The sequence below is a fragment of the Bradyrhizobium sp. Cp5.3 genome (assembly GCF_000426265.1).
In the GTDB taxonomy this organism is placed as follows: Bacteria; Pseudomonadota; Alphaproteobacteria; order Rhizobiales; family Xanthobacteraceae; genus Bradyrhizobium; species Bradyrhizobium neotropicale.
On record NZ_AUFA01000024.1, the window covers coordinates 16,375 to 38,999 of the forward strand.

Here is a 22,625-nt window from a genome sequence, read left to right on the forward strand (position 1 = left end):
AGCCGAACGCAGGCATCGCTCAAGATAGTTGTCGTCCACTGGCTTGCTGAAGGTAGCAGACAACCCAGTCCTTAAGAGCCTGATCCCTGACGACCTCATCGGGGTTGGCGGTAACGAGGATCGTCGAGATCGCGTACCCTGCATCGACCAAATGCCAGTGCAGTTCGACACCGGTCATTCCGGGCATGTGAACGTCGGCGACCAGGCAGGCGGTATCAGGAAAGTGGCGCAATCTTAGGAAATCGGCGCGCAGCCACACAAGGCGCCGAGAATAGCCTTTCTCACGACGGCCTCGCCTCTCGGATCGCAATACACACATACAATTATTCGAGGACTTGCCGACCTGGGCCTCGTCGAAGGTCACAACATTGCCATTGAGTGGCGATGGGGCCGCGGCTCAACGGAACAGTTCCCCTGGTACGCGGCCGAAGTCGCGGGTTTGAACACGGATGTTCGTCGTGGCCGGGAACAGTCCAGCGGGCTCGGCCGCCAAGAACGCGACCAAGACACCTCCCATTGTCATTGCGACGATCGAGGACCCGGTGCAACAAGGATTCGCCACAAGCCTCGCTCACCCGCGAGGCCGCATCACGGGGCTTAACCTCCAGACGCCGCCTTGCCGCGCACGAGCCTGCTTTTCGTATCAAAATTGCATGAAATGTCGTGGCCGCTTGTTCCTTTCCGGGCACGCGAAGCAAGCAAAGCTTTCCGGATCTTCGCGGCCAATTGAGATGCGCGGCAGTGTCAATGGGACTATAGTGCCCTTGGGGCGCGAGTGGCGCAACCGTGCGCCCTCACGAGCAAGAGGAGGCGATGATGCCAAAGTTCGTGATCGAGCGTTAGTTCGCCGGTGCCGGCAAGTGGCCAAAGCAGGAGCTGCAAGCGATCTCACAGAAGGCCTGTGGCGTCCTGCAGAACATGGGGCGGGAGATCCAGTGGCTTCAGAGTTTCGTTACCGACGACAAAATCTATTGCGTCTATATCGCGACAGACGAAGCCGCGGTGCGCGCGCATGCACAACTGGGCGGCTTTCCGGCTAACAGCATCGCGCGCGTGCGCGCGATGATCGACCCGACGACAACCGAGGGCGATACGATGCTCGAGGAAACGGATAATTCATAAGTGGGCCATCCACGCTCATGGGGGCAAGCTGTGGGTGGAAGCGAACGAGCCTCGGGGAGCCGTATTTCAGTTCACCGTGCCGACGGCGCAAGAGGACTTATGAATTCCCTTTGGCCGGCGTGCCCGGCTGCAGAGCCGAACGCAGGCAGCGTTCGAGATCGCTGTCGTCCGCCGGTTTGCTGAGGTAGCAAACAACCCCGTCTTTTAGAGCCTGATCCTTAACGACATCATCGGGGTAGGCGGTAACGAGGATCGTCGGGATTGCGTACCCTGCATCGACCAAATGCCTGTGCAGCTCAACTCCAGTCATTCCGGGCATGTGGACGTCGGCGATCAAGCAGGTGATTTCCGGCAAAAAGCGTGACGCCAGGAGATCGGCTGCTGAGGGAAACGCCTCGACATTGTAGCCCATTAACACTACGAGCCTTCGCATTGACTCGCGATAGAGCTCATCATCGTCGACGATGGATATTAGTGTTCGGTTCAACATTGCCGGATCCAGGCAACTTCTTCGCTCCACCACACCAGCGGCATGCCTCGCGCCTGCATGCAATCTCTAGTGTCCGGTACATTCCCCGATAATGCAATGACCACGCCCGTAAGCGATGGCTTAGGTTTCCGGCTATCCGCTTAGGCAAAAAGATACCTGTTCATCTCGACTGATTGTGCATAGAATGACACTGAAATAGGGGAAAAAGGCGCTTTCCGCCCAGGATACCGAGAATGGGTGAGGCAAATCCCTGTGTCTTGGTTATCGATGACGATCCCGAGTTTCGCGACTCGGTCGTGCGGCTATTGCGAACAGTCGGCCTACCTGCCCGACAATTTTCGTCTGTTCCCGATTTTCTCAAGGCCGATCAGCCGGACGGTCCCTCTTGCCTGGTGCTCGACGTGAGAATGCCGGGGCGAAGCGGTCTTGAGCTTCAGCGCGACCTTGTTGCCGCAAACAGGCAAGTGCCGATTATCTTCATCACAGCGCACGCCGACGTGCCGATGACCGTGCAAGCGATGAAGGGCGGTGCGATAGAGTTCCTTACAAAGCCATTCCGCGATCAGGATCTGCTTGACGCCATCGAGGCCGGCCTAGCTCGCGATCGTGCCCGTCGAGAGAGTGATAGCGCATTGGCTGCGCTCAAAGAGCGTTTCGAAATGCTCAGTTCCCGCGAGCGTGAAGTCATGCTCCAAGTCGTGGCCGGTCGCCTGAACAAGCAGATTGCCAACGATATCGGCATCGCCGAATCCACGGTGAAGGTGCATCGCACCAACCTGATGCGGAAGATGAAGGCGCGTTCGCTTCCCGAGCTCAGCCGGATGGCGGACACCCTCAACGTGAGGCGACCGCAGCCGTAGAGTCCTCTGCGGAGAGCATGCTCGCGAGGGCGCTATCCATCCGCGCAGACTGCTATCTGCGCATTTTGCTGCGCCGCTGCCCCCCTCCCTTAAGGGTCCCTCCGGCTAACGGACCCAGAGCGTGGTTCGCCCGTTCGCTTCTAAGCGATCGTTTAGCGCAAGCAACCACAAGCCGACCTCACAGTACCTCCCGCGGAATCGACCGCAGCGCTTGAAGCCGCTTAGTTACACGTCATAACGCTCTTTTCGGAAGACCGCATGTACCAAGCACACGAGGTTATGATGCGCGCATTTATCGGACATTTGGCGCATGCCGAACCGGGATTTGACGTAAATCACGCCGCTCAAAGTTCGGATACGGACAAGGCATTCGTTCTTCCGCCAACCAAAGTTTCATTCGGACCGTTTCGCCTGCTTCCGAGACGGTTTCTTTTGCTAGATGGCTCGAGCCCGTGTCTACCTTTCTCCGCTTCAGACGAGCACGGGGGGCTTGGGATCGCCGCCGTCTGCGCTGTGGTGGCGGTCGCCGCCGCGCTCGATTCGATCCTGTCAGCCTTCGCGCTGGCGCCCCTCCGTGTAGCCCGCCTAGAGCGCGCTGAGCGATGAACGATCGACTCTCAACACTCAAACTGTTTGTCCGCGCCGCGCGCCTCGGCAACTTCTCCGGTGCTGGACGCGAGCTCGGCCTGTCGCAGCCGTCTGCATCCCGGCTGATCGCCGCGCTCGAGGAGGAGGTCGGCGCCACGCTCTTCAGCCGTACCACGCGAGCGGTGACGCTGACCGAGGCCGGCGCAACGTACCTGATGCGCGTCGAGGCGATCCTGGCGGCGCTCGACGAGGCCGACCACGAGGCACGCGGAACGGGAGAGTTGCGCGGCGCGCTCCGCGTTGGCACGTCGTCAAGTTTCGTGCTCAGGGAAATCATCCCGCGGCTTCCCGCGTTTTTGAAGCAGCACGCAGCGCTGAAGATCGAACTCGTGGCGAACGACCGCTACCAAGACCTCGTGACCGAGGGCATCGACGTCGCGTTCCGGTTCGGCGCCCTGCCCGACTCGAGCGCGATGGTGCGCAAAATCATCCACCTGCCGAGGATACTCATGGCCTCCCCAGACTACCTACGAGATCGCGGCACGCCGACGATGCCGTCGGACCTCGCGCACCACTCGGTGATCATCGGTCCGGCGCACCCCTCGCCGACCTTCTCCTTCCGCAAGGACGGCCGCGTCACCTCCGTGCGCGTTGACAGCCAGCTCGCTATCACCATCAACGAAGGAGCCACGGCAAGCGCCGTCGCCGGGCTGGGGATTGTCGCGTCGAGCGAAAACAGCGCGCGGGCAGAGCTCGAGATCGGGCAGCTCGTGCGGGTGCTGCCTGACTGGGATTTCGGCTCGATGGAAGTGAATGCGCTCTTCGTCAGCGGAAAGACCATAAAGCCTGCCGCACGCGCATTTGCCGACTTCCTACTCAGGGAGCTCCGAACTGATCCTGGTCCTCGCCCACCTCGCCGCGCACTAGCCCGGCTCTCAGAGGCTCCAGAAAGCGTGTCCGTGCGTCCAAACCAATAGACCGAGCCGTGCCAACGTGTGCATGCAAGTGGCATCCATGCGCCATGATTGCGGTGCGCCCCGTCACGTCGTCGAGTGCAAAGGCTCGGCAGTATAGACAGGAGCAACTTAACGGAGAAAAACCCATGGAGCTTCATCAAGTTCGCTATTTCCTCGCCGTCGCGTCCACACTCAACTTCACCCGCGCGGCCGAGCAATGCAATGTCACGCAGCCCGCCCTGACCAAGGGGGTGCAGAAGCTCGAGCAGGAGCTCGGCGGCCAGTTGATCTACCGCGAGCGCCAGCTGACGCAGCTCACCGACCTTGGGAAGGAAGTCCTTCCGATTCTGGCGCGCACACTGGCCTCGGCGGAGACGGCGCGTCGCAGAGCCAAGGAATTCCAACGCAAGGAGGTCGCGCCACTGAGGATCGGCCTAGCCCCCTCCATCTCGGCGTCGCTCATCCTCGATCTGATCGCGGAGATCGAAAAGTTCGTCCCTGGACTTCACGTCGAGCTGCGCGAGGGCGCGGCGGAGACGCTCGTCGACCTCCTGCTTGAGGGGGAGATCAACGCCGCAATGGTCGGGGACGTACAGGACATGCCCGCCCGCATCGACGACTGGTTGCTGTTCGAGGAGCGCTACGTCGCGGTTCTCGCGCCGACACACCGGCTCGCAAACCGCCCCTCGATCGGCATCGACGACCTCCGCGAGACCGTCTTGCTGGAACGCGCCGGATGCGACGTCGCCTCGAAGATCCAACGATCGTATTTCCACGACGAACCGCTCCAGCTGGGCCACTGCAGCGGCCACGACTTGCACCTGCAGCACATGGCCGCGGCTGGCTTCGGCGTGATACTCGCGCCCGAGCACATGCCGCGCCTTCCGACGCTCAAGACCATTCCGCTCGAAGGCGACCCGGTTTCGCGGGAGGTGCGGCTGCTGGCTGTGCAGGGGCGCCGCTACTCGCCGGCGCTGGACGCTTTCGTCAAGGTCGCGCGGCTTCGCGACTGGTCGGTCGAAGTCCCCCGCTGGGGCACGCCGCACGCAACGCTACCGGAGGTGACGAGCGCGCCCGCATGACCACGACACGCACGCCGGCGGCCAACCGCTTCCAGCCAATCGATCCGCGGCCTGACACCTTCCCGATGCCAAACAAGACCGACAAGACACTCGCCCAGGTTCGCACCGAGCTGTTGACGACGTTCAGCGCTCGTTGAGGGCCGGACCTCTCCAGACTTCCTTCAGACGCCGACGGCCATCCACTCCTCCGAGCAGTAGCTGCAACGGACCCCTCGTCCTGAGTTACTCAACCAAGCCATTCGCGCCGGGTTGGAGTCGCGCGACCTGACCGTAGTGCATATGGCCGGATTGGGGATCACGGACAATTCGTCATCTGCAACGTCACACCGGCCGAGATCGTTGCCTTCGCTGAACGGGAGTTGGCAGGCCGGGAATTTGATATGCTGTTCGTTTCCTGCACGAACTTCCGGGCCGTCGAGGCCCGTCGGTTGTTGACGCAGCGCTTCGGCGTCCCAGTCGTCACCAGCAATCAGGCGACGATCAATGCGGCCTTCGACGCCATCGGCGTCTCAGCGAAGTGGCGGGACGCCTTATCGCGGTCTGCTTAGCGAGGCACAGCGGACGAGATTTGCTCACGTTGAGTTCTTCGCATTTCGCCCCTCAACGGACGTCAGCACGACTGGTTTCGCATTCAATAGTCTGGCCTCACCTCACCGGAAATTCGGGCTAAGCCACTGCCGCGATCGCGCGTTCTATCTCCGGCGTAGGTGTGGCTGGCTCGGCGTGAACCTGGAGAAGATCGTCCCACTGCATGTCTTTATAGTTAAAGCTGCGCGCGAGCGTGGGCTTCACCACCATGAAGTAGGGCGATAAATCGAAGTCGCGCGGCGCGTAGAGTGATGAGTGACGGATCGCGGCGACTTCGCGCCGCGCGGACTGATTCTCGATGTACGTGATCTTGGGCAGGACCGGATAACGCACGGCCTCGAATGCCTGCGCAATCAGCGACGAACAGATGATGCGGCTCGCATCGCCGGAGCCGAGCGCGATGGTTCGGCGACGCCAACGCTGCGTCAGCGGACATGGGAATAGATAGCGCATGAGGTCGATGATGTTCTTGAAATCGTATCCGAGACCAATGCGTTCGAATGCATAGCGGCAGACCTGTTCGCAGTCCGCTTCGCTCAGGCCAACTGGCCGGCAGATGCGGGTTTGACAATGCAAATACTTCGACAGAGGCGCCGACACGACACCTTCGTCGACATTGGCTTCAATCAGGACGTGGGGCTCGCCGCCGGTTGTGGCGCTCGCTATCGACCCGACGTACAACGCAGAATGCGACCAGGTCGATTGAGTGAGATATTTGATGCCGCCGGAAATACGACCTTTGCCTTCGACCAGCAGAACGTCACCGGGTCGAAGCGTATCGCGTAAGGCCCTCGCTGCATCATCCGAGATGAGCGGCTCACGGTGATTGGCCGGCTTCTGCAGCCGGGCAATCAAACGTTCGACGTTGTCGAACATCCAGCCCATCACTCGTTCCTTGCTTTTTGGCGCTTTCCCGTATGGCGGTTCCAGACGACTGTCCCGTCGTTATGCAAGCGTAGTCAGGAACGATGGACCGGGCCATTGCACGGAGGTTGATCTGTGCAGTGCATTTGTCTGAGACGACCATACCTAAGTTTACTACCACCCGGGCCCCTCCCAGTGATGGGAATGTCGCGCCTCGCCCGGCAGCTACCTGGTTATCGGTCCATCAGCAAGGTGACACTGCTCTTCACCGGATGCGCTTCCGAGGTCGCAGGGGTGGAGCGAAGCGACAAATCAAGACGCTAATTTCGGGTTTTGGCCCTTGGCGTTATTTCGCGTGCGCGCAATAATCAGATTGCTTCAGGGTAAAAGCGGACATCAATTGGCAGGCAGGACCGCCTGGCTCCGTCGAGAATGACCCAAAAGAGACTTTAACGTTCGAGTTGCAGGATCACGATCGCAGGCGCGTCTCCTCAGCGAAATCTCGGCAAAGCGATCCAAAGCGTCGTTTGTTTCTAGCGTTGCGACCACCGAAAGTCTCGAGGAGTGGTACCGAGCACATAACGGAAATGGCGCGCTAGATGACCTTGGTCGAAAAAGCCCACGGCTATCGCAATTTCCGCCAACGAGAGATCCGTCTGAACCAGCATCTCCTGGGCGCGCTCGATTCGCTTTTGTATGAGGTAGACATGCGGGGTCACCCCGACGGATTGCTTAAATTGTCGCGCAAAATGATGCACTGATAGTCCGACGACTCCAGCCAGAATCGACAGATCGATACTTTCGCCCAAATGCACTTCCACGTATTCCCGCACCCGACGCATCGCGCGGGGCGACAATCCGCCGTGTGCTTGCTGTGCTTGCGGCAGCGTCGAAATATCAATAGAGCCCAGGCGCGGGCGTGTGTGCAGGTTGCAGTTCGTTGGATTGCTCGAGGCACGCATAGGGTGATCGGGTCGGGTCACAAGCGCGGACCGACTGTCATTGCTGCCGGCGATCAGCAATTGCGCGGTGATATCGGTCCGGTCCTGACGCCGGAAGAGCTCGACGTCTCGCTCGAAGATCGACCACAAGCTGATACCCGCCCGGAGCCCGCGATCATCGAGCATGAGGGACGTGCGCGCGACCCGGTTTGCGCCGACAATGCGCTGGTTGCCGTCAATCGCCAGCAGCATGCCTGCCCCCCCTCCCTGCGGCGGCGCTATCGCGACGATCCACTCTCGACGGAACTGCTCACGAAAAAATCGCTCTTCTATCGCGCGCGCTGATCGTACTGTTAGCGCGCCAGTCAGCGCGTGCGCTCGTTCGGAGAGTTCGGGATCGATGGCGGAGACGTCCAAGACTGCTATCAGTTGCCCATCGACCCCGAACACCGGCGCGCCTGAGCAGCTCAAGTTAATGTGTCTGGACCTAAAATGCTGGCTTTTGTGAACAGTAACAGGCTGCTCATCGACGATGCAGGTGCCGATGCCGTTTGTGCCCTCCACCTCCTCGGACCATACCCCGCCGAGCCAGGTTCCCCAATATTGGAACTCCCTTGCCCGGGTAAGTTCGCCGCGATGCGCAACTGCGACGCCCGAGCTATCACAGAACAAGACAGTATATCCAGCTTCGCGAACAACCTCGTATAATTGATCTATCTCTTCTTGGGCGCTGAAGATGAGCCTATCGAGCGGTTCGCGAAAATTTTTCAGCTCAGCAGGCGTGAGGATACGTGGCGCCTTGCTATCGATTGGATCGAGTCCGTATTTTTTTGCTGATCTTTGCCAGGAACTTGATACCGATTCTATCCCCGGCGGAGGCGTCGCCCCCTCGGCAACCGAGCAAACGTGTTCAACGTGCCCCACGATAGTGCCGAGCGACCTTACAGAGTGCTCCGAGAGTTCCATCTCCGCACCTGGTTGACGATGGTAGCTATAGCAATGGCGCGCCGTCCAGTTTGCTACTATGGCGAAACGCGCTGTCGTGGCGAACGGCGCGCATCAAAGCACCGCGGATACCAAAAAAGCATTGTTGAAGCGCTTCAGCGTACACCGCGCGGAGTACCCACGCAATCACCGCAACTGACGGAACTCTTTTCGCCTATTGGCAGTGCTGATCCCGACGCAACAATTGATCAAACCTCCCGGTAAAAAAGCAAGAGCCTCCGGGCCGGATCAAATCCCTCCAAGAGGAGCTAGATCATTCGTGGGATGCTCACCTTCAGACCGACCTTCGCGGTCTTGTGCTTCGCTCTGAAATGCAATGGAGAGCAGTATGATCGACACTGGACATTTGGGCGCCGCATCAGACAATATTGCTGAAGCAACGCAACGCATTGCGACGATAGTCGCCAGCGCACAGACCCTTCGGCGCTTTCTGGATCATCGACCGCTGGACCTGGACGAGGTACGACAAGCGGTCGATTGCATCGTGAGGAACGCCTATCTAGCCAGTGACGTGATCTACCGGTTCCGCGGGCTCGAGGCGTCGCCGGGCGCTAATTCCGTCGTTGCTTAGGTGCACCCAACCGCCCATGCGACCGACGCGCGCCCAATGGGCAGAAAGGGCGGTGAACCGCTGCAGCCTTTGAAGGGTTTGCGACAGAACCGACGAGCCAGCTTGGCCGCCTTCATGTTGCGGCGCTTCACCGGCGAGGGAAAAGCTGGTCCATTACTGCGTTCGTAGTGCGCTCGGAACGGCTATCGTCAAGCTGATGGACGCCACCGAAGGCGGGACTGAACTGGCGTACAAGCACTTCATCCAGCAAGCTTCGGGCGTTGTGCAGACGTGCCTCTACCGTCTCCGATGTGAGTGCAGACAACTCGTCACACTGCCCCGGCGTCATGCCGTCGACAACGCGGGCCACGAACACGGTGCGCAGCTCATCGGGCAACTCATCTATCGACCGCTCCAGGATGTTTCGGACCGCACCGTCGGCCATCTATCACTCCTGGAGCAACTCCTTGCTACCCTCGCAGCGCCGCACTATCTGAGACCAATCCCTGGAAGGGTTTATCTCACGGAGTCTTCCCATTCGGGCCACTCGGCTCCGGAGCGTCATTCCGTGCGCGCTGACACGCACACTGGATGACGGGCAAGGACTAAGACGACGACTTCAGCGAATCCGTATCGACCGGCAGGCTGCGCACGCGCTTGCCGGTCGCGGCGAAGATCGCATTGGTCACTGCAGCACCGACAATGGCCGTCGGAGCCTCACCAATGCCACCCGGAGCCTCTGCGTTCTTAATCAAGTGCGTCTCCACCACCGGCACCTCGTTGATACGCATCGGCAGATAGCTGTCGAAATTGCTCTGCTCGACCCGTCCATCCTTGAAGGTGATCGAGCCATGGAGCGCGGCGGTCAGCCCGAAAAGCGTTCCACCCTGAACCTGTGCTTCGATCGTATCGGGATTGACGTACATGCCGCAATCAACCGCACAGACGATCCGCTTGACTTTGACAGAGCCGTCGGCCGCCACTTCGACCTCAGCGACTGCCGACAAGTAACTTCCGAATGCGAATTGTACCGAGATTCCGTGGCCATGCCGGGTGGGAAGTTGTGATCCCCAGCCTGCTTTTTCGGCAGCAAGGGACAGAACAGCAAGCGCTCGCGGATTGTGACCAAGCAATCCCTTGCGATAAGCGACAGGATCCTGCTTCGCAGCATGCGCGAGTTCATCCATGAAGCTTTCGACCACAAAAACATTGTGAGTCGGTCCGACGCCGCGCCAGAAAGCCGTGCGGACACCAGGGGGCTCGACCCGGACATAGTCGACGTGGATATTGGGCAGCGCATAGGGCGGCTCGGCCGCGGCTTCTACGGCATCGAGGTCCAATCCGTCCTTGAACCAATAGGGAATATAGCGAGCGGCGATTGAGGAGCCGGCGATCCGATGCGTCCAGGCAACCGGCTTGCCGACCGCATCAAGTCCGGCCGACAGCCGATCGAAGTAGTACGGCCGATACATATCGTGCTGGATGTCTTCCTCGCGGCTCCAGATCACCTTCACCGGGCCATCGACGTGCTTGGCGATCTTGACGGCAAGCACCGTGCCATCGGCCTCCAGCCTTCGGCCGAAGCCACCGCCAATCAGATGATTATGAATTTTGATCGCATCCTTTGGCAGGCCGGTGAGTTCGACCACCTGAGACTGCGTGAGCGCCATCGCCTGCGTCCCGACCCAGATGTCGCAGCGATCCTTCTGAAGATGAACAGTACAGTTCATCGGCTCCATCGTCGCATGGGCCAGGAAAGGCACCTGATAGACGGCTTCGAGTCGTTGCGCCGCCTCCGCAAGAGCCTTCCCTGCATCGCCATCGTTACGGGCAACCGCGCCCGACTTTTTGGATTCTTCCTCCAATTGCTTGACGATATCGGCGTTTCTGACCTTGCCATTCGGCCCGTCGTCCCACGTGATGGCGGCAACCTCCAACCCCTTCTTCGCCGCACCCATGTGATCCGCCACCACGGCAACAGCTTCATCGATATTGACCACCTGCCGGACGCCCTTCACTGCCAGCGCGGCCTTCTCGTCCACCGTTTTCGCCTTGCCACCGAGCACAGGCGAAATAGCAACCGCGGCGACCTTCATTCCCGGCAATCGCGTGTCGATGCCGTAGAGCGCGCGCCCATCGACCTTTATCGATGAATCCACGCGCTTGGCACGCGTGCCGATCAGGGCGAAATCCTTTGGATCCTTCAATTTCACGTTTGCTGCAGGCGGCACAGGCAATTTCGCCGCAGCCTTCGCAAGTTCGCCGTAGCTCAGATGCTTCGAGCCTGACGCATCGAACACGACGCCGTTCTTGGCATGGCAAGTCGCTGGATCGACATTCCAGCGCTTGGCAGCAGCCGCAATCAGCAGATTACGACCCACTGCGCCTGCCTGACGCAGCGGCGTCCAGAAGGCGCGAACAGAGGAGGAAGCACCTGTAGTTTGAATGTGCAGGAACGGGTTGGCGTAAAGCGCATCATTTGCCGGCGCATGCTGAACCTCAATCTGGTCAAGCTTCACTTCCAGTTCTTCAGCGAGAAGCATTGAGAGCGCCGTGTAAACCCCCTGTCCGATCTCGGCCATCGGCATGACCAGTGTCACGGCGCCGGTTGGATTGATCCGTATAAATCCGTTCGGCGCGAAAGTACCCGTGACCTCGTTTTCGACCACCCGCGAAGCAGGCGCCGCGAAGACGGATTCGGTGCTTGCACCGGTCAGCGCAAAACCAAGCAGCAAGCCTGCGCCCTGTAGAAAGGCGCGCCGTGACATCGCTGCTTCATCGGCGATCTGCTCTCTCAGAATAAGCTCATCCATGATCTCAAACTCCCGCAGCGCGCTTGATCGCAGCGCGGATGCGCTGATAGGTTCCGCATCGGCAGACATTCCCCGACATGGCGGCGTCGATGTCGTTATCCGTCGGCTTCGGCGTGTCCTTCAGCAGCGCCGCCGCCGACATGATCTGGCCGGACTGGCAGTAGCCGCACTGCACCACCTCCAGCTCCAGCCACGCCTTCTGCAAGGCTGCGCCCTGCGGCGCCTGGCCGATCGCCTCGATCGTGGTGACTGCGCTTTCGCCGACGCTGTCGACCGGTGTCTGGCAGGAGCGGACCGCCTGGCTGTCGACATGCACGGTGCAGGCGCCGCACAGCGCCTGGCCGCAGCCGAACTTGGTCCCGGTCATACCGAGCACATCGCGCAGCACCCACAGCAGCGGGGTGTCGCCGTCGACATCGACCTCATGGGGTGTGCCGTTGATCTTTAACGTGAAAGCCATGGATGCCTCTCGGTGGCTAGGGCTGACAGGACGCAGCCGGTCGACCCGGACCGCGCCGGCCGACTGCATGCATCAATGGGCACGTGTCCCTACGGACGAACGCGGATGATGGTCTTTCCCTTGCGTCGCTCGGTCCGGTTGAAGGCGGCGACGGCATCGTCGAGGGTCGCGATGGTGCCGACGTTCGTCCGCAGTCGCTCGTCCCGCACCCGCTGGACGATCTCACCCAGTTGGGCACGATCGGACTCGACAACGAAGTCGACCGCCAAGCCGTCGGCGGGCCGCGCCTCGGTCGGGCCGGCGATGGTCACCAACGTTCCTCCGGCTCGAATCAGGGCTGCGGACCGCTTCCCGATGGCACCGCCGAAGACATCGAAAACCAGATCGACTGAGCCGACGTCTTCCAGGGCGTCGTTCTCGAGGTCGGTGAACTCCTGCGCGCCGAAGTCGAGTACCGCCTGACGGTCGGCGGCGCGTCCGGTGCCGATGACGTAGGCTCCGGCCTCACGTGCGAGCTGGGTTACCATCGAACCGACTACGCCGGCCGCGCCGTGCGCGAGGACGCGCTGCCCTGCCCGAAGGCGACCGTGCTCGAACAGTCCCTGCCATGCGGTCAGGCCCGGCATCGGCAGGCTCGCGCCCACGGTGAAGTCGACGTCGCCTGGCAGCGGCGCGAGGTTGCGCGCCTCGACTGCCACATACTCGGCCAGGGTGCCGTCGCGAGTCCAGTCCGTGAGGCCGAACACCCGTTGTCCCACCGACAGCCCCGTCGTGCCATAGCCGAGTGCGGTGACCACTCCAGCCAGTTCGTGACCGGGGATCGACGGTGTTCGGTCGCGGTCGAGGCGATCGGTCCAGGTCGGGGGCCACGTCAACTCATCCCAGGTGAATCCCGACGCATGAACCTGAACGACGACGTCGTTTATCGCTGCCTGCGGCTCTGGCCGCTCCACCAGCTTCATCCCGGCCGTTCCCGACGCCTGGTCCGTCACAACGATTGCCTTCATGGGAATTATCTCCTCGGTCATTTGTCTCTGGTGGAATGCTGCAAGGATGGAAAACCCGTCGCGCATCGGCGTCACCGCAACTCACTCCGCCGCGGCCGCCATCGTTTGGGTGGGCTTGCCCTCGTTCTTGCCTTCCGCGAGGTTGCGCACCACCATGTAGAAGATCGGCGTGAAGATCAGGCCGAACAGCGTAACGCCGAGCATGCCGAAGAACACGGCTACTCCGACCGCCTGGCGCATCTCGGAGCCGGAACCGGTCGACAGCACTAGCGGCAGCACGCCAAGGATGAACGCGAACGACGTCATCAGGATCGGCCGCAGGCGGAGCCGGCAGGCCTCGATGACGGCCTCCAGCCGCGGCCTGCCCTCGCGCTCGATGTCGCGCGCGAACTCGACGATCAGGATCGCGTTCTTGGCGGCAAGTCCCACCAGCACCACGAAACCGATCTGGGTCAGGATGTTGACGTCCTGGCCCATGATGCGCACGCCGATGGTGGCCGCAAACAGGCACATCGGCACGATCAAGATCACCGCGAACGGCAGCGTCCAGCTGCCATATTGCGCCGCCAGCACCAGATAGACGAACAGCACACAGATCGGGAACACATAGAGGCCGGCATTGCCACCCGTCACCTGTTGATAGGACAGATCGGTCCATTCGAGGGAAAAGCCGCTCGGCAATGTTTCGTCGGCGAGCTTCTTGATGGTGTTGAGCGCCGTCGTCGAGCTTACGCCCGGCGCCGGCTCACCCTGCAGTTCGGACGCCGAGTAGAGATTGTAGCGCGCGACACGATCGGGGCCCGAGATGTTCTTAAAGTCCACGACGCTACCGAGCATCACCATATCGCCTGCGGCGTTACGGGTCCGCAGCCGCGTAAGATCGGTGGTCTCCTTGCGGAATGGCAGGTCGGCCTGCGCGGTCACGTGATAGGTGCGACCGAACAAATTGAAGTCGTTGACGTAGGTCGAGCCGAAATAGGTCTGGATCGTGTCATTGATATTGGCGATGGGAACGCCGAGCTTCTGCGCCTTGACGCGATCGATGTCGACGAATAACTGCGGCGTGTTTGCAGAGTACGGCGAGAAGACGGAAGTCAGGTTTGGCGACTTCCGCGCGGCGGCGACGAGTTCGTCGGTCGCGGCCGCCAGCAGCTCAGGGCCGCGCCCTTGCCGATCCTGGATACGGATGGTGAAGCCGCCGCCGGTGCCGATGCCCGGCACCGCGGGCGGCGGAATGACGATGATGAAAGCGCCCTGAATCACCGACAACCGCTTGCGCAGTTCGGCGGTGATCGCGGTTGCCGTCAGCCCCTTCTTCACCCGCGCCTCCGGCTCGTCGAACACCGGGAACAATGCCGCGGCGTTGCCTGCCTGCGTGCGCGTCGCGCCGGAAAACCCGGCAAATGCCCCGACGCGGACGATGCCGGGCGTGTCCAGCGCAATCCGCTCGATCTCGCGGACCACCGCGGTGGTCCGCGCCAACGACGCGGCGCCCGGCAATTGCACCGAGATGATGAGGTAACCGCGATCCTGCGCGGGAATGAAGCCCTGCGGCGTGGTCACGATCAGCCAGCCCGCGCTGCCGATCAGCGCCACATAGATCAGGAGCATCACCGCCGAATGCCGGATCACGAAGTCGGCGGCCGCCGCATAGCCGTGCGCTAGGCCGTCGAAGATGCGGTTGAACAGCGCGGTGAAGCTCTCCCAGCCGCGCGCGATGATGTTCCAGCGCGCCGGCGGACGCTTCTCCTCGTGCGGCACCAGGATCTGCGAGGCAAGCGCCGGCGACAGCGTCAGCGAGCAGAAGCAGGAGATCGCGGTCGCGACCGCAATGGTGACCGCGAATTGCTGGAAGAACTGCCCGGAAATGCCGCCCAGGAACGCCGTCGGCACGAACACCGCGCACAGCACCAGCGCGATCGAGACCAGCGCGCCACCCACCTCCTCCATCGTCTTGAGCGCTGCCTCCCGCCGGCTCATACCGTGCTCGAGATGCCGCTCGACATTCTCGACCACCACGATGGCGTCGTCGACCACGATGCCGACCGCGAGAACCAGACCGAACAGAGTGAGATTGTTGATGGAGAATCCGAGCGCCGCCATCACCGCAAAGGTGCCGACCAGCGACACCGGGATCGCGATGATCGGAATGATCGCCGGTCGCCAGCCCTGCAGAAACACGAGCACCACGATGACGACGAGCGCCATCGCCTCATAGATCGTCTTGATCAGCTCACGGATAGACTGAGCGATGAATTCGGTGGGGTTGTAGCCGATATTGTAGTCGAGGCCCTTCTGGAAGCTCGTCTTGAGCTGCGCCATCGTGTCGGAGATATGCTTGGCGGTCGAGAGCGCGTTCGATCCGGGCCGTTGCGTCACCACCATTGCGACGGCCGTCTTGCGCAAGATTAAGCTGTTGGTGGCGTAGGACAGCGCACCGAGTTCGACGCGGGCAACGTCGCGCAGCCGCACGGTACGGCCGTCCGAGCCGGCCTTCACCACGATGTCCTCAAACTGCCTGATATCCTTGAGGCGGCCGGTGAAGACCAGGTTCGGCTGGAATGCGCGATCGGCAATCGGCGGCTCCGCGATCTGTCCGCCCGCGATCTGCAAGTTCTGCGCGCGGATCGCTGCCAGCACCTCGGTCGAGGTCAGACCGAGATTGGCGATCCGGTCGGGATCGAGCCACAGCCGCATCGAGTAATCGCGCGCGCCGAACATCTGGATGTCGCCGACGCCGTCGATCCGCAGCAACTGGTCGCGAACCTGGAGCAGCGCATAGTTGGAGATGTAGAGCTGGTCGAAAGTGTCGTCAGGCGACAGCATGAACACAACCATCAGGATGTCGGGCGAGTTCTTGCGCGTGGTGACGCCATTGCGCTGCACCTCTGCGGGCAGCCGCGGCTGCGCGATCGCGACGCGGTTCTGCACCAACACCTGGGCCTTGTCGAGGTCGGTGCCGAGCTTGAAGGTGACGGTAATGGTGAGCTGGCCGTTCGAGGTCGCCTGACTGTAGAGATACAGCATGTCCTCAACGCCGTTGATCTCCTGCTCGATCGGCGCGGCAACGGTGTCGGACACGGTCTGCGCCGAAGCGCCCGGATATTGCGTGGTGACCGTGACGGTCGGCGGCACCACTTGCGGATATTCCGAGACCGGCAGCGTCTGGTAGGCGATCGCGCCGACAATCACGAGCACGATCGACAGCACCATCGCCAGGATGGGCTGGTTGATGGAGAGCCTTCCGAGATTCATGGCTTGGCACCTGCCGGAGCCTTCTCGCCTGCCGGCGACTGCGCCATTTTCGGCGTCACCTTGGCGCCGACGCGGGCACGCTGCAGCCCGCTGACGATGACGTGATCCTCCGCCCTGAGGCCCTCGCGAATCACGCGCAGCCCCTCATCGAGCGGCCCGAGCACCACCGGCCTTGCCTCCACCGTGTTGTCGTCCTTGACCACGAATACGATCTTGCGCGACTGGTCGGTGGCTATAGCGGTATCCGGCAAAAGCAGCGACTCATAGGGCGAGGAGCCAATCAGCCGGACGCGGCCGAACTGGCCGGGCAGGATGGACAGATCGTGGTTTGGGATGATCGCGCGGCTGCGCAGCGTGCCGGTGGAGACATCGAGCCGGTTGTCGATGAAATCCATGTGGCCCTCGTGCGAAGGCTTGGTTTCGCCGGTCAGCGCTACTTGCATCGGATTGGGCGTATCGCGTGAACTCGGCCGCTTGCCCTCGAACCACAGCTTGTTGTTCTTCAGGTAGGTCGCCTCGTCGACATCGAAATAAATGTAGATGGGATCCATTGACACGATGGTGGTCAGCAATGTGGATGCGCCATTGTCACTGCCGCTGACGAGATTGCCGACACTGACGAGATGGCGGCTGATACGGCCGCTAATTGGCGCCACCACATGGGTGAATTCGACGTTGAGCTGGGCCGCCTTCAGCGCGCCCTCCGCCCGGATCTCGGCGGCGTGCGCGGCCTGCAGTGCCTCGCGGCGCTGGTCGACGACCTGTTCGGAGACTGCGCTGGTCTGGACAAGGGTCAGGCCGCGATCGAGCTCGCGCTTGGCAAGCTCGGTCTTTGCCCGGGCGTCGGCAAGCTGGCCATTGGCTTGCTCGGCCACCGCCTCGAACGGCCGCGGGTCGATGATGTAAAGCAGGTCGCCGGCATGCACCATGTCGCCGTCCTTGAACTCGACATTGGTGACAAAGCCGCCGACGCGGGCGCGGACCTGGACCTCCTCGACCGCCTCGAAGCGGCCGGTGAACTCGTCCCAGTCGATGACGGTCCGTTTGATCGGTTGGGCCACCGTCACCGGCGGCGGAGGCGCGGCCGCTTGCGATTGCGCCTTCCCGTGGCAGCCGGCGAGCGCCAGCGCGAACAGCATACCGATCGGTGCGCCGGCGTATCGTGGAAGTCGGCGGAACGGACCGCGATCGAGCCGCGTCGCCGGAGCCGGATACTCCGTTCTGTCAGTCGCACTCACTTCCGTCTCCAAGGACCTAGAATGTTGCAATTGAATTGGACAGGTCGACACCGTTACCGTCGGCCGGTCTCGATACAGCCGGCAGCATCACTCGCGCCACTGTTCCGACACCGACCTCCGACTTGATTTGGCAGCCGCATTTGGGAAAAGGGTTACTTGGCTGACCCCACCGCCAAGAGGCGCGACGACTTCAATTGCGTCGTTGCTTTGCATCACGAGCCTCCTGGCTTCTCAATCTGGCATCGTGTTCCGCGTGTCGGTTTTGGCACTGAATGTTTCGGTACGGCGATGCTTCGGAGAGTGACCTTGCAACGTGGGCGAGGGAAATCACCTCTCGCCATGGAGTCGATAGACAATCGTTATTGCCGCTTGCCGCGCGGCGTGATGCCGTAGCGAGGCATGCAACGAGCCACATCGCACCTTGAAACCGACGGCCATATTCTGCAGCGACGTCTAAGCCGCATTCAGTCGCCTATCAGCAATCATTGCCGTCGCGGTTTGCACAACTGGTGCCGCGAAATTGAGCCGTGAGCCCCGAGAGAAGTTCGCAAATGGCGCGCGAGAACAGCAAGAAGCGCGCAGGGCACTGTGGGTCAGTCATGCTTCGCATAAATAACTCAAATGCATTTTCACGATCTAGCGCCTCTTGGACGAATTGGTCATTTTGCGTGCCAACGCATTCGAAGATCACTCAGGAGACCACCAGCTTCGGCTGAAGCTACCTTCGCCCCTTGCTTTGACACCGATCGGAGCGTTCACTGGCTCAACGACGACGGTGATCGCCAAAAGAGACATCTCACGAATTATCTTTGTAAGCGAGAGGTGGCATTTCGGCCACAGAACCCGGCTGAGAAATGGGACGACAATTGAGAAGCGATGAACGACTCTGCCTTCCTTTTCGTGAACGTTCTTTGACAATGTGTGAGTTTATGTGGTCATCGAAACAATAGGGAGTCCATGCACGGTCGCAACGCAGTACGTGAAGGTGGGTTCTCAAACCTGTCCTGGAAGTCGTCTCGCACAACGGCTTCTTTGTTGTGACTCTATAGGTTGATGATGGAAGCATTCGTTCGCCCGCAGAATCGCAGAGGATTTCTTGGGAAGCGCTTTGACTATTTGGCTCTGCTTCCCGCAGCGGCGGCGATTTGTTATCCATTTCTCCTCAATGCTTTTCATGCCATCGTCGGCACGCAAGCCGCAAGCCTGCCACCGCTCGCACTCGCCAGCGCGATCTTCATCCTGATCGTTGCGTTCGTCGTGCCGTTTCTTGGGATAGCACTGGCTTGTCGACCCACGTCCGATCTCAGTTCAAGACGCCTCGCCTATGCCAGCGTTGTGTCGCCAACGCTCTATGTCTTTCTCGGCGTTTTCCAGACCATGATCAAGAGCCCTATTCCCGACGAGGTCGTCTGGTGCGCGATTTGGCTCGCGAGCGCGATCTGGTCGCAGTCCGCTCGATATCCGATCGCTGCAGCTGTGCCTGCAGTCGGGGGTTGGCGGGTTGTCCACGGGGTAACGGCCGCGGTCCTGTCCCTGTATGTGGTGTTTCATCTCACCAATCATCTGTTCGGCTTGATAGGGCCGGATGCGCATGCGGCCGTTATGAAGGTCGGACGCGTGGTCTATCGCTCTGCCGTAGGTGAACCGTTGTTGGTGGCGGCCATGCTTTTCCAGATCGGCACCGGCCTCTTTCTGGCATGGCGCTGGAGCGCCGCGGCGCATGACTTCCAGCGGACCTATCAGGTCGCTTCGGGAACTTATCTCTCACTGTTCATTCTCGGCCACATGGATTCGGTCTTCGTCTACGCGCGAGGCGTTCTCGGCATACCGACGGATTGGAATTTCGCGATCGGAGCCCCGACTGGGCTCATTCATGACGCATGGAATATCCGTCTGCTGCCTCACTACGCGCTCGGCGCCTTCTTCGTCCTGAGCCACCTTGCTTCCGGGCTGAGAGTGGTGCTGATCGCACACGGTGTCGATCAACGCAATGCCGATCGCCTTTGGGGTGTCAGCGTCGCGATGAGCGCCATCGTCGCGGCCGCGATCATCGCGGGAATGTCCGGCGTCAGGATCGGTGCATTGGTTTCGTGACTTGCGAACGTGATTATCGCAGTCGCTTACTCCGTTCTGCGCAATGCGCGGGAATCCCCGACCTGGATGGCGCGCGGTCTGAGAATTATTCTTACTTGGTTTCATGTTGACGCGCCGGGAAAGAACCGTGCGTCTCGTCTTGTGGCGCAGCCAAGCGATGACCAGCGTCGGGCGACCGACGATGGAGAGTTAGCAGGGAAATCCTGACCCGATCCGCTTCATGCTCCGCCGCTTCGTATGTCTACGGCACGATGGGGGTACTACGCCTACGTTATAGCCACCTAAAGCGCGCTATCGCTTTCTCACGTATACGCCTTAGCTGATGGCAGCCGGCGTCGGGGTTATTGCGGCCGTAAAGGCGCCGCCAATCGAGGTCGCGGCGGCTACGGCGAGACCGATCTCGTAGCCAGATTCGAAAGACGCGACACCGGCGGCCAGTGCCACGCCGACAAGCTGCGCAATCCGGCTCGCCGCATTGTTGATGCCGGAGGCGAGCCCTTCGTTCGTCTGGTCAACGCTCGACATGACGGACGCGGTGAGCGGTGCCACAAGCACTGCGAAGGACAGTCCAAGCAGCGTCATGGGTGCGATAACGCCAAGCATCAAGGATTCCTTCTGACCGAGCGCCATCCAAACATATGCCAGTGCGGCACCTGCCGGTCCCGCGATGAGCATGGTCCGCGCGCCAATCTTGTCCGCCAACCCGCCGAAGACATTCGACAGGAGTCCCACGCCGAGCGTGAAGGGCAGAAATACCAGCCCGGCATCGGTCGACGACAGGGCACGGCGATCGACGAGATCAAAAGGTAGCAGGAAGAACATGATCGAAATCCCCGTATAGATCATCAGGGTCGCGACGTTCAGCCCGAGGAAGGCGTGGTTCTCAACAAGGCGGGGTGGCGTCATCGGGTGTTCGCTTCTGCGCTCCCAGAACGCGTAGACCGCGAGCCCGACAATGCCGAGGCCGGCGACGATCGCGAGCGCCGTGCCTGTCCGGGCCGGAGCGTCCGCGGCGCCCTGAGCTTCACTAGGTCCGATCTGGCTGAGCGCCCAGGCGAGCGCCCCGAGCGCCGAAGCCAGGATCGTGGCGCCGATCACGTCGAAGCGGCGCTGGATGCGGCCATCTTCGGGCGCGAAGACCAGCAGAACTCCCACTGCTACGAGCGCGAGCGGCGGGTTGATCCAGAACACGGATGGCCAGCCCAGGGTCTCGGTCAGCCAGCCGCCCAGGACAGGACCTCCGGCGGTGGTGAGAGCCGATGTCGCAGCCCATACGCCGATCGCTCGATTTCGCTCCGCGCGCGGATAGGTGGCCCCGATCAGGGCGAGACTGGCAGGGGTGACGATTGCAGCGGCCGCTCCCTGAACGACGCGCGCAGCGATCAACCAAGCGGGCGACGGCGCCAGCGCGCAAGCCGCGGACGCCAGACCGAACAGGACGCAACCGAGCGCGAGCATGCGCGCCTTGCCGTAAACATCGGCGAGCGCGCCGCCGATCAATGTCAGCGAGGCAAGCGCCAGCATATACCCATTGAGAACCCATTGTACGGAGGCGAGGTCGGCACCGAGATCAGCACGCAATGTCGGCAACGCGACGGGCAGCGCCGTCCCATCGATGAACGCCATCGAGGATGCGAGCACGCAGGCGGCCAGCACCATGCCCCGATGCCGACCCGGCTCTCCCCGCCCGAGCTCTGCCGGGCACAATTCCGCATCGATAACGCCGCGGCTGCACGGCTCTACAAACGGCTGCGCCATTCATCGACCTCCCCCGCTAATCTGCCGCCGCTCTTCAGTTCTTTGCCAAAGATTTGAGATGGCGGACAAAACCGAGCACATCGTCGGGCATCAGACGGCCGATCGCGCGGGTCGAATAGACGGCCGTCACCACCCGGCCTTCGGGATTAAGGACGAAGCCGGTTGCCTGGAGACAGACGGGATCGTCATTGACGAATGCGCCGGTGACTGCGGAAACGGCTCGCGCGTTGGCGCCGTAAGCAACCGGGAAACCGAGTTTGTGCTTTTCGACGAGCATCTCCGACTTTTCCCGATCGTCTACCGATACCGAGACGACCTTGATGCCCTCCCCAGCGAATTTGTCCGCCGCTCGCGCGAAAGCGGCAAGTTGGGCATTGCAGTACGGGCACCAGGAACCGCGGTGGAATAGGACCACGCCGAACCAACCGGCCAGATCGGCAGGCAAACGGATTTCGCCGCCACCGACGCGAGCAAAGGTAAGAGAGGGAAAGACGTCGCCATTTTGCAGCATCACAGTTGGTCTCGTTGTTTGAACTGCCAGTCGCCCAAAACCGCTCGCAGTTCCCGCAGAACGGCCGTCGCATCCTGGAATAAGGTAACTTCGCTGATCCTACCTCCGACAGGCGTGACGACGTCAATTACGTCGTAGCTTTGCATATCGAGCCTCCTGGCTTCTCAATCCGGCATCGCGTGTCGGTCGCGGCACCGAAAGTCTACGACGATGGTTTGGAGAATGACCCCGGAACGCCGGCGAAAGGAAATCACCATTCGCCATAGAGTCGATAGACGATCGTTATTGCCGCTAGCCGAGCTGGCGTGATGCCGTAGCGAGAGACGCTACTAGCCGCATCTGCAGAGACTTCCACCCGTTCAGTCGCTGTGCCGGCAATCAATCTCGTCGCGGCCTGCGCGCAGACGCGCGGCTATCCGCTCCTGAACTGATAAGCGGGCATG

General features: G+C 61.3%; 20 protein-coding genes and 1 pseudogene. 8 read left to right on the plus strand and 13 right to left on the minus strand.

All coding sequences use genetic code 11. From position 1 onward, the window contains the following. Positions 1 to 19: 19 nt before the first annotated feature. Entirely contained in the window at positions 20 to 364 is a 345-nt protein-coding gene (locus tag K289_RS45230) for a response regulator (protein ID WP_084788725.1), read from the minus strand. A 509-nt stretch (positions 365 to 873) separates the two neighbouring features. On the opposite strand from K289_RS45230, the pseudogene K289_RS45235 reads away from it, so the two are divergent. Further along, a pseudogene (locus K289_RS45235) lies at positions 874 to 1,122 on the plus strand (DUF4242 domain-containing protein); the annotation flags it as partial. Positions 1,123 to 1,219: 97 nt separating this feature from the next. Here the strand turns inward: K289_RS45235 and K289_RS0126985 are convergent. After that, positions 1,220 to 1,612 carry a response regulator transcription factor gene (locus K289_RS0126985; protein WP_027554377.1) on the minus strand — a complete coding sequence of 131 codons (393 nt, stop codon included), beginning with the start codon at positions 1,610 to 1,612 and terminating at the stop codon, positions 1,220 to 1,222. A gap of 233 nt (positions 1,613 to 1,845) precedes the next feature. On the opposite strand from K289_RS0126985, the gene K289_RS0126990 reads away from it, so the two are divergent. The 5 genes from K289_RS0126990 (at position 1,846) to K289_RS51740 (ending at position 5,646) form a co-directional block, all read left to right on the plus strand. Beyond that, positions 1,846 to 2,472 (plus strand): response regulator transcription factor, encoded by a 627-nt coding sequence (locus K289_RS0126990; RefSeq protein ID WP_027554378.1) that lies wholly within the window; start codon positions 1,846 to 1,848, stop codon positions 2,470 to 2,472. 602 nt (positions 2,473 to 3,074) lie between these two features. Beyond that, positions 3,075 to 4,037 (plus strand): LysR family transcriptional regulator, encoded by a 963-nt coding sequence (locus K289_RS45240; RefSeq protein WP_063614200.1) that lies wholly within the window; start codon positions 3,075 to 3,077, stop codon positions 4,035 to 4,037. A gap of 44 nt (positions 4,038 to 4,081) precedes the next feature. Beyond that, positions 4,082 to 5,098, plus strand: a complete 1,017-nt coding sequence (locus tag K289_RS0127005) for a LysR family transcriptional regulator (protein ID WP_245284012.1) — start codon at positions 4,082 to 4,084, stop codon at positions 5,096 to 5,098. Continuing rightward, complete coding sequence (locus K289_RS50705; RefSeq protein ID WP_156918200.1) at positions 5,095 to 5,235, plus strand: hypothetical protein; 141 nt, start codon at positions 5,095 to 5,097, stop codon at positions 5,233 to 5,235. The genes K289_RS0127005 and K289_RS50705 overlap by 4 nt, the downstream gene beginning before the upstream one ends. Positions 5,236 to 5,478: 243 nt before the next feature. Then, complete coding sequence (locus K289_RS51740) at positions 5,479 to 5,646, plus strand: hypothetical protein (RefSeq protein ID WP_156918201.1); 168 nt, start codon at positions 5,479 to 5,481, stop codon at positions 5,644 to 5,646. A 118-nt stretch (positions 5,647 to 5,764) separates the two neighbouring features. Here the strand turns inward: K289_RS51740 and K289_RS45245 are convergent, their stop codons facing one another. Both K289_RS45245 and K289_RS47845 read right to left on the minus strand, forming a co-directional pair. Next, complete coding sequence (locus tag K289_RS45245) at positions 5,765 to 6,571, minus strand: YiiX/YebB-like N1pC/P60 family cysteine hydrolase (RefSeq protein ID WP_051310857.1); 807 nt, start codon at positions 6,569 to 6,571, stop codon at positions 5,765 to 5,767. A gap of 512 nt (positions 6,572 to 7,083) precedes the next feature. Then, the gene (locus tag K289_RS47845) at positions 7,084 to 8,457 is read right to left on the minus strand and encodes a helix-turn-helix domain-containing protein (protein ID WP_051310859.1); all 1,374 of its coding nucleotides are present in this window, start codon (positions 8,455 to 8,457) and stop codon (positions 7,084 to 7,086) included. 367 nt (positions 8,458 to 8,824) lie between these two features. Here K289_RS47845 and K289_RS0127030 point away from each other — a divergent pair, with 367 nt between their 5' ends. After that, the gene (locus K289_RS0127030; protein ID WP_156918202.1) at positions 8,825 to 9,067 is read left to right on the plus strand and encodes a hypothetical protein; all 243 of its coding nucleotides are present in this window, start codon (positions 8,825 to 8,827) and stop codon (positions 9,065 to 9,067) included. Positions 9,068 to 9,194: 127 nt separating this feature from the next. On the opposite strand, the gene K289_RS47850 is transcribed toward K289_RS0127030, so the two are convergent. The 6 genes from K289_RS47850 to K289_RS0127060 form a co-directional block, all read right to left on the minus strand. Then, positions 9,195 to 9,491: a sigma factor-like helix-turn-helix DNA-binding protein gene (locus K289_RS47850; RefSeq protein ID WP_027554382.1), complete on the minus strand. Its 297-nt coding sequence runs from the start codon at positions 9,489 to 9,491 to the stop codon at positions 9,195 to 9,197. A 160-nt stretch (positions 9,492 to 9,651) separates the two neighbouring features. Next, complete coding sequence (locus K289_RS0127040) at positions 9,652 to 11,859, minus strand: xanthine dehydrogenase family protein molybdopterin-binding subunit (protein ID WP_027554383.1); 2,208 nt, start codon at positions 11,857 to 11,859, stop codon at positions 9,652 to 9,654. Positions 11,860 to 11,863: 4 nt separating this feature from the next. Beyond that, complete coding sequence (locus K289_RS0127045) at positions 11,864 to 12,319, minus strand: (2Fe-2S)-binding protein (protein WP_027554384.1); 456 nt, start codon at positions 12,317 to 12,319, stop codon at positions 11,864 to 11,866. A gap of 89 nt (positions 12,320 to 12,408) precedes the next feature. Beyond that, the gene (locus K289_RS0127050) at positions 12,409 to 13,326 is read right to left on the minus strand and encodes an NADP-dependent oxidoreductase (protein WP_027554385.1); all 918 of its coding nucleotides are present in this window, start codon (positions 13,324 to 13,326) and stop codon (positions 12,409 to 12,411) included. Between the two features lie 81 nt (positions 13,327 to 13,407). Then, entirely contained in the window at positions 13,408 to 16,581 is a 3,174-nt protein-coding gene (locus tag K289_RS0127055; RefSeq protein ID WP_027554386.1) for an efflux RND transporter permease subunit, read from the minus strand. Continuing rightward, positions 16,578 to 17,726, minus strand: coding sequence for an efflux RND transporter periplasmic adaptor subunit (locus tag K289_RS0127060; RefSeq protein ID WP_371260861.1), 1,149 nt, complete (start codon positions 17,724 to 17,726; stop codon positions 16,578 to 16,580). The genes K289_RS0127055 and K289_RS0127060 overlap by 4 nt, the downstream gene beginning before the upstream one ends. A gap of 1,146 nt (positions 17,727 to 18,872) precedes the next feature. On the opposite strand from K289_RS0127060, the gene K289_RS0127065 reads away from it, so the two are divergent. Further along, entirely contained in the window at positions 18,873 to 19,913 is a 1,041-nt protein-coding gene (locus K289_RS0127065) for a hypothetical protein (protein WP_245284014.1), read from the plus strand. 315 nt (positions 19,914 to 20,228) lie between these two features. On the opposite strand, the gene K289_RS45260 is transcribed toward K289_RS0127065, so the two are convergent. Genes K289_RS45260 through K289_RS50715 form a run of 3 tightly spaced genes read right to left on the minus strand, consistent with a single transcriptional unit; the run spans position 20,229 to position 22,328 of the window. Next, positions 20,229 to 21,671 (minus strand): MFS transporter, encoded by a 1,443-nt coding sequence (locus K289_RS45260; RefSeq protein WP_035685929.1) that lies wholly within the window; start codon positions 21,669 to 21,671, stop codon positions 20,229 to 20,231. Positions 21,672 to 21,705: 34 nt separating this feature from the next. Next, positions 21,706 to 22,182: a redoxin domain-containing protein gene (locus K289_RS0127075; protein ID WP_027554389.1), complete on the minus strand. Its 477-nt coding sequence runs from the start codon at positions 22,180 to 22,182 to the stop codon at positions 21,706 to 21,708. Continuing rightward, positions 22,182 to 22,328 carry a hypothetical protein gene (locus tag K289_RS50715; RefSeq protein ID WP_156918203.1) on the minus strand — a complete coding sequence of 49 codons (147 nt, stop codon included), beginning with the start codon at positions 22,326 to 22,328 and terminating at the stop codon, positions 22,182 to 22,184. Before K289_RS50715 ends, K289_RS0127075 begins: the two co-directional genes overlap by 1 nt. Positions 22,329 to 22,625 lie beyond the last annotated feature (297 nt).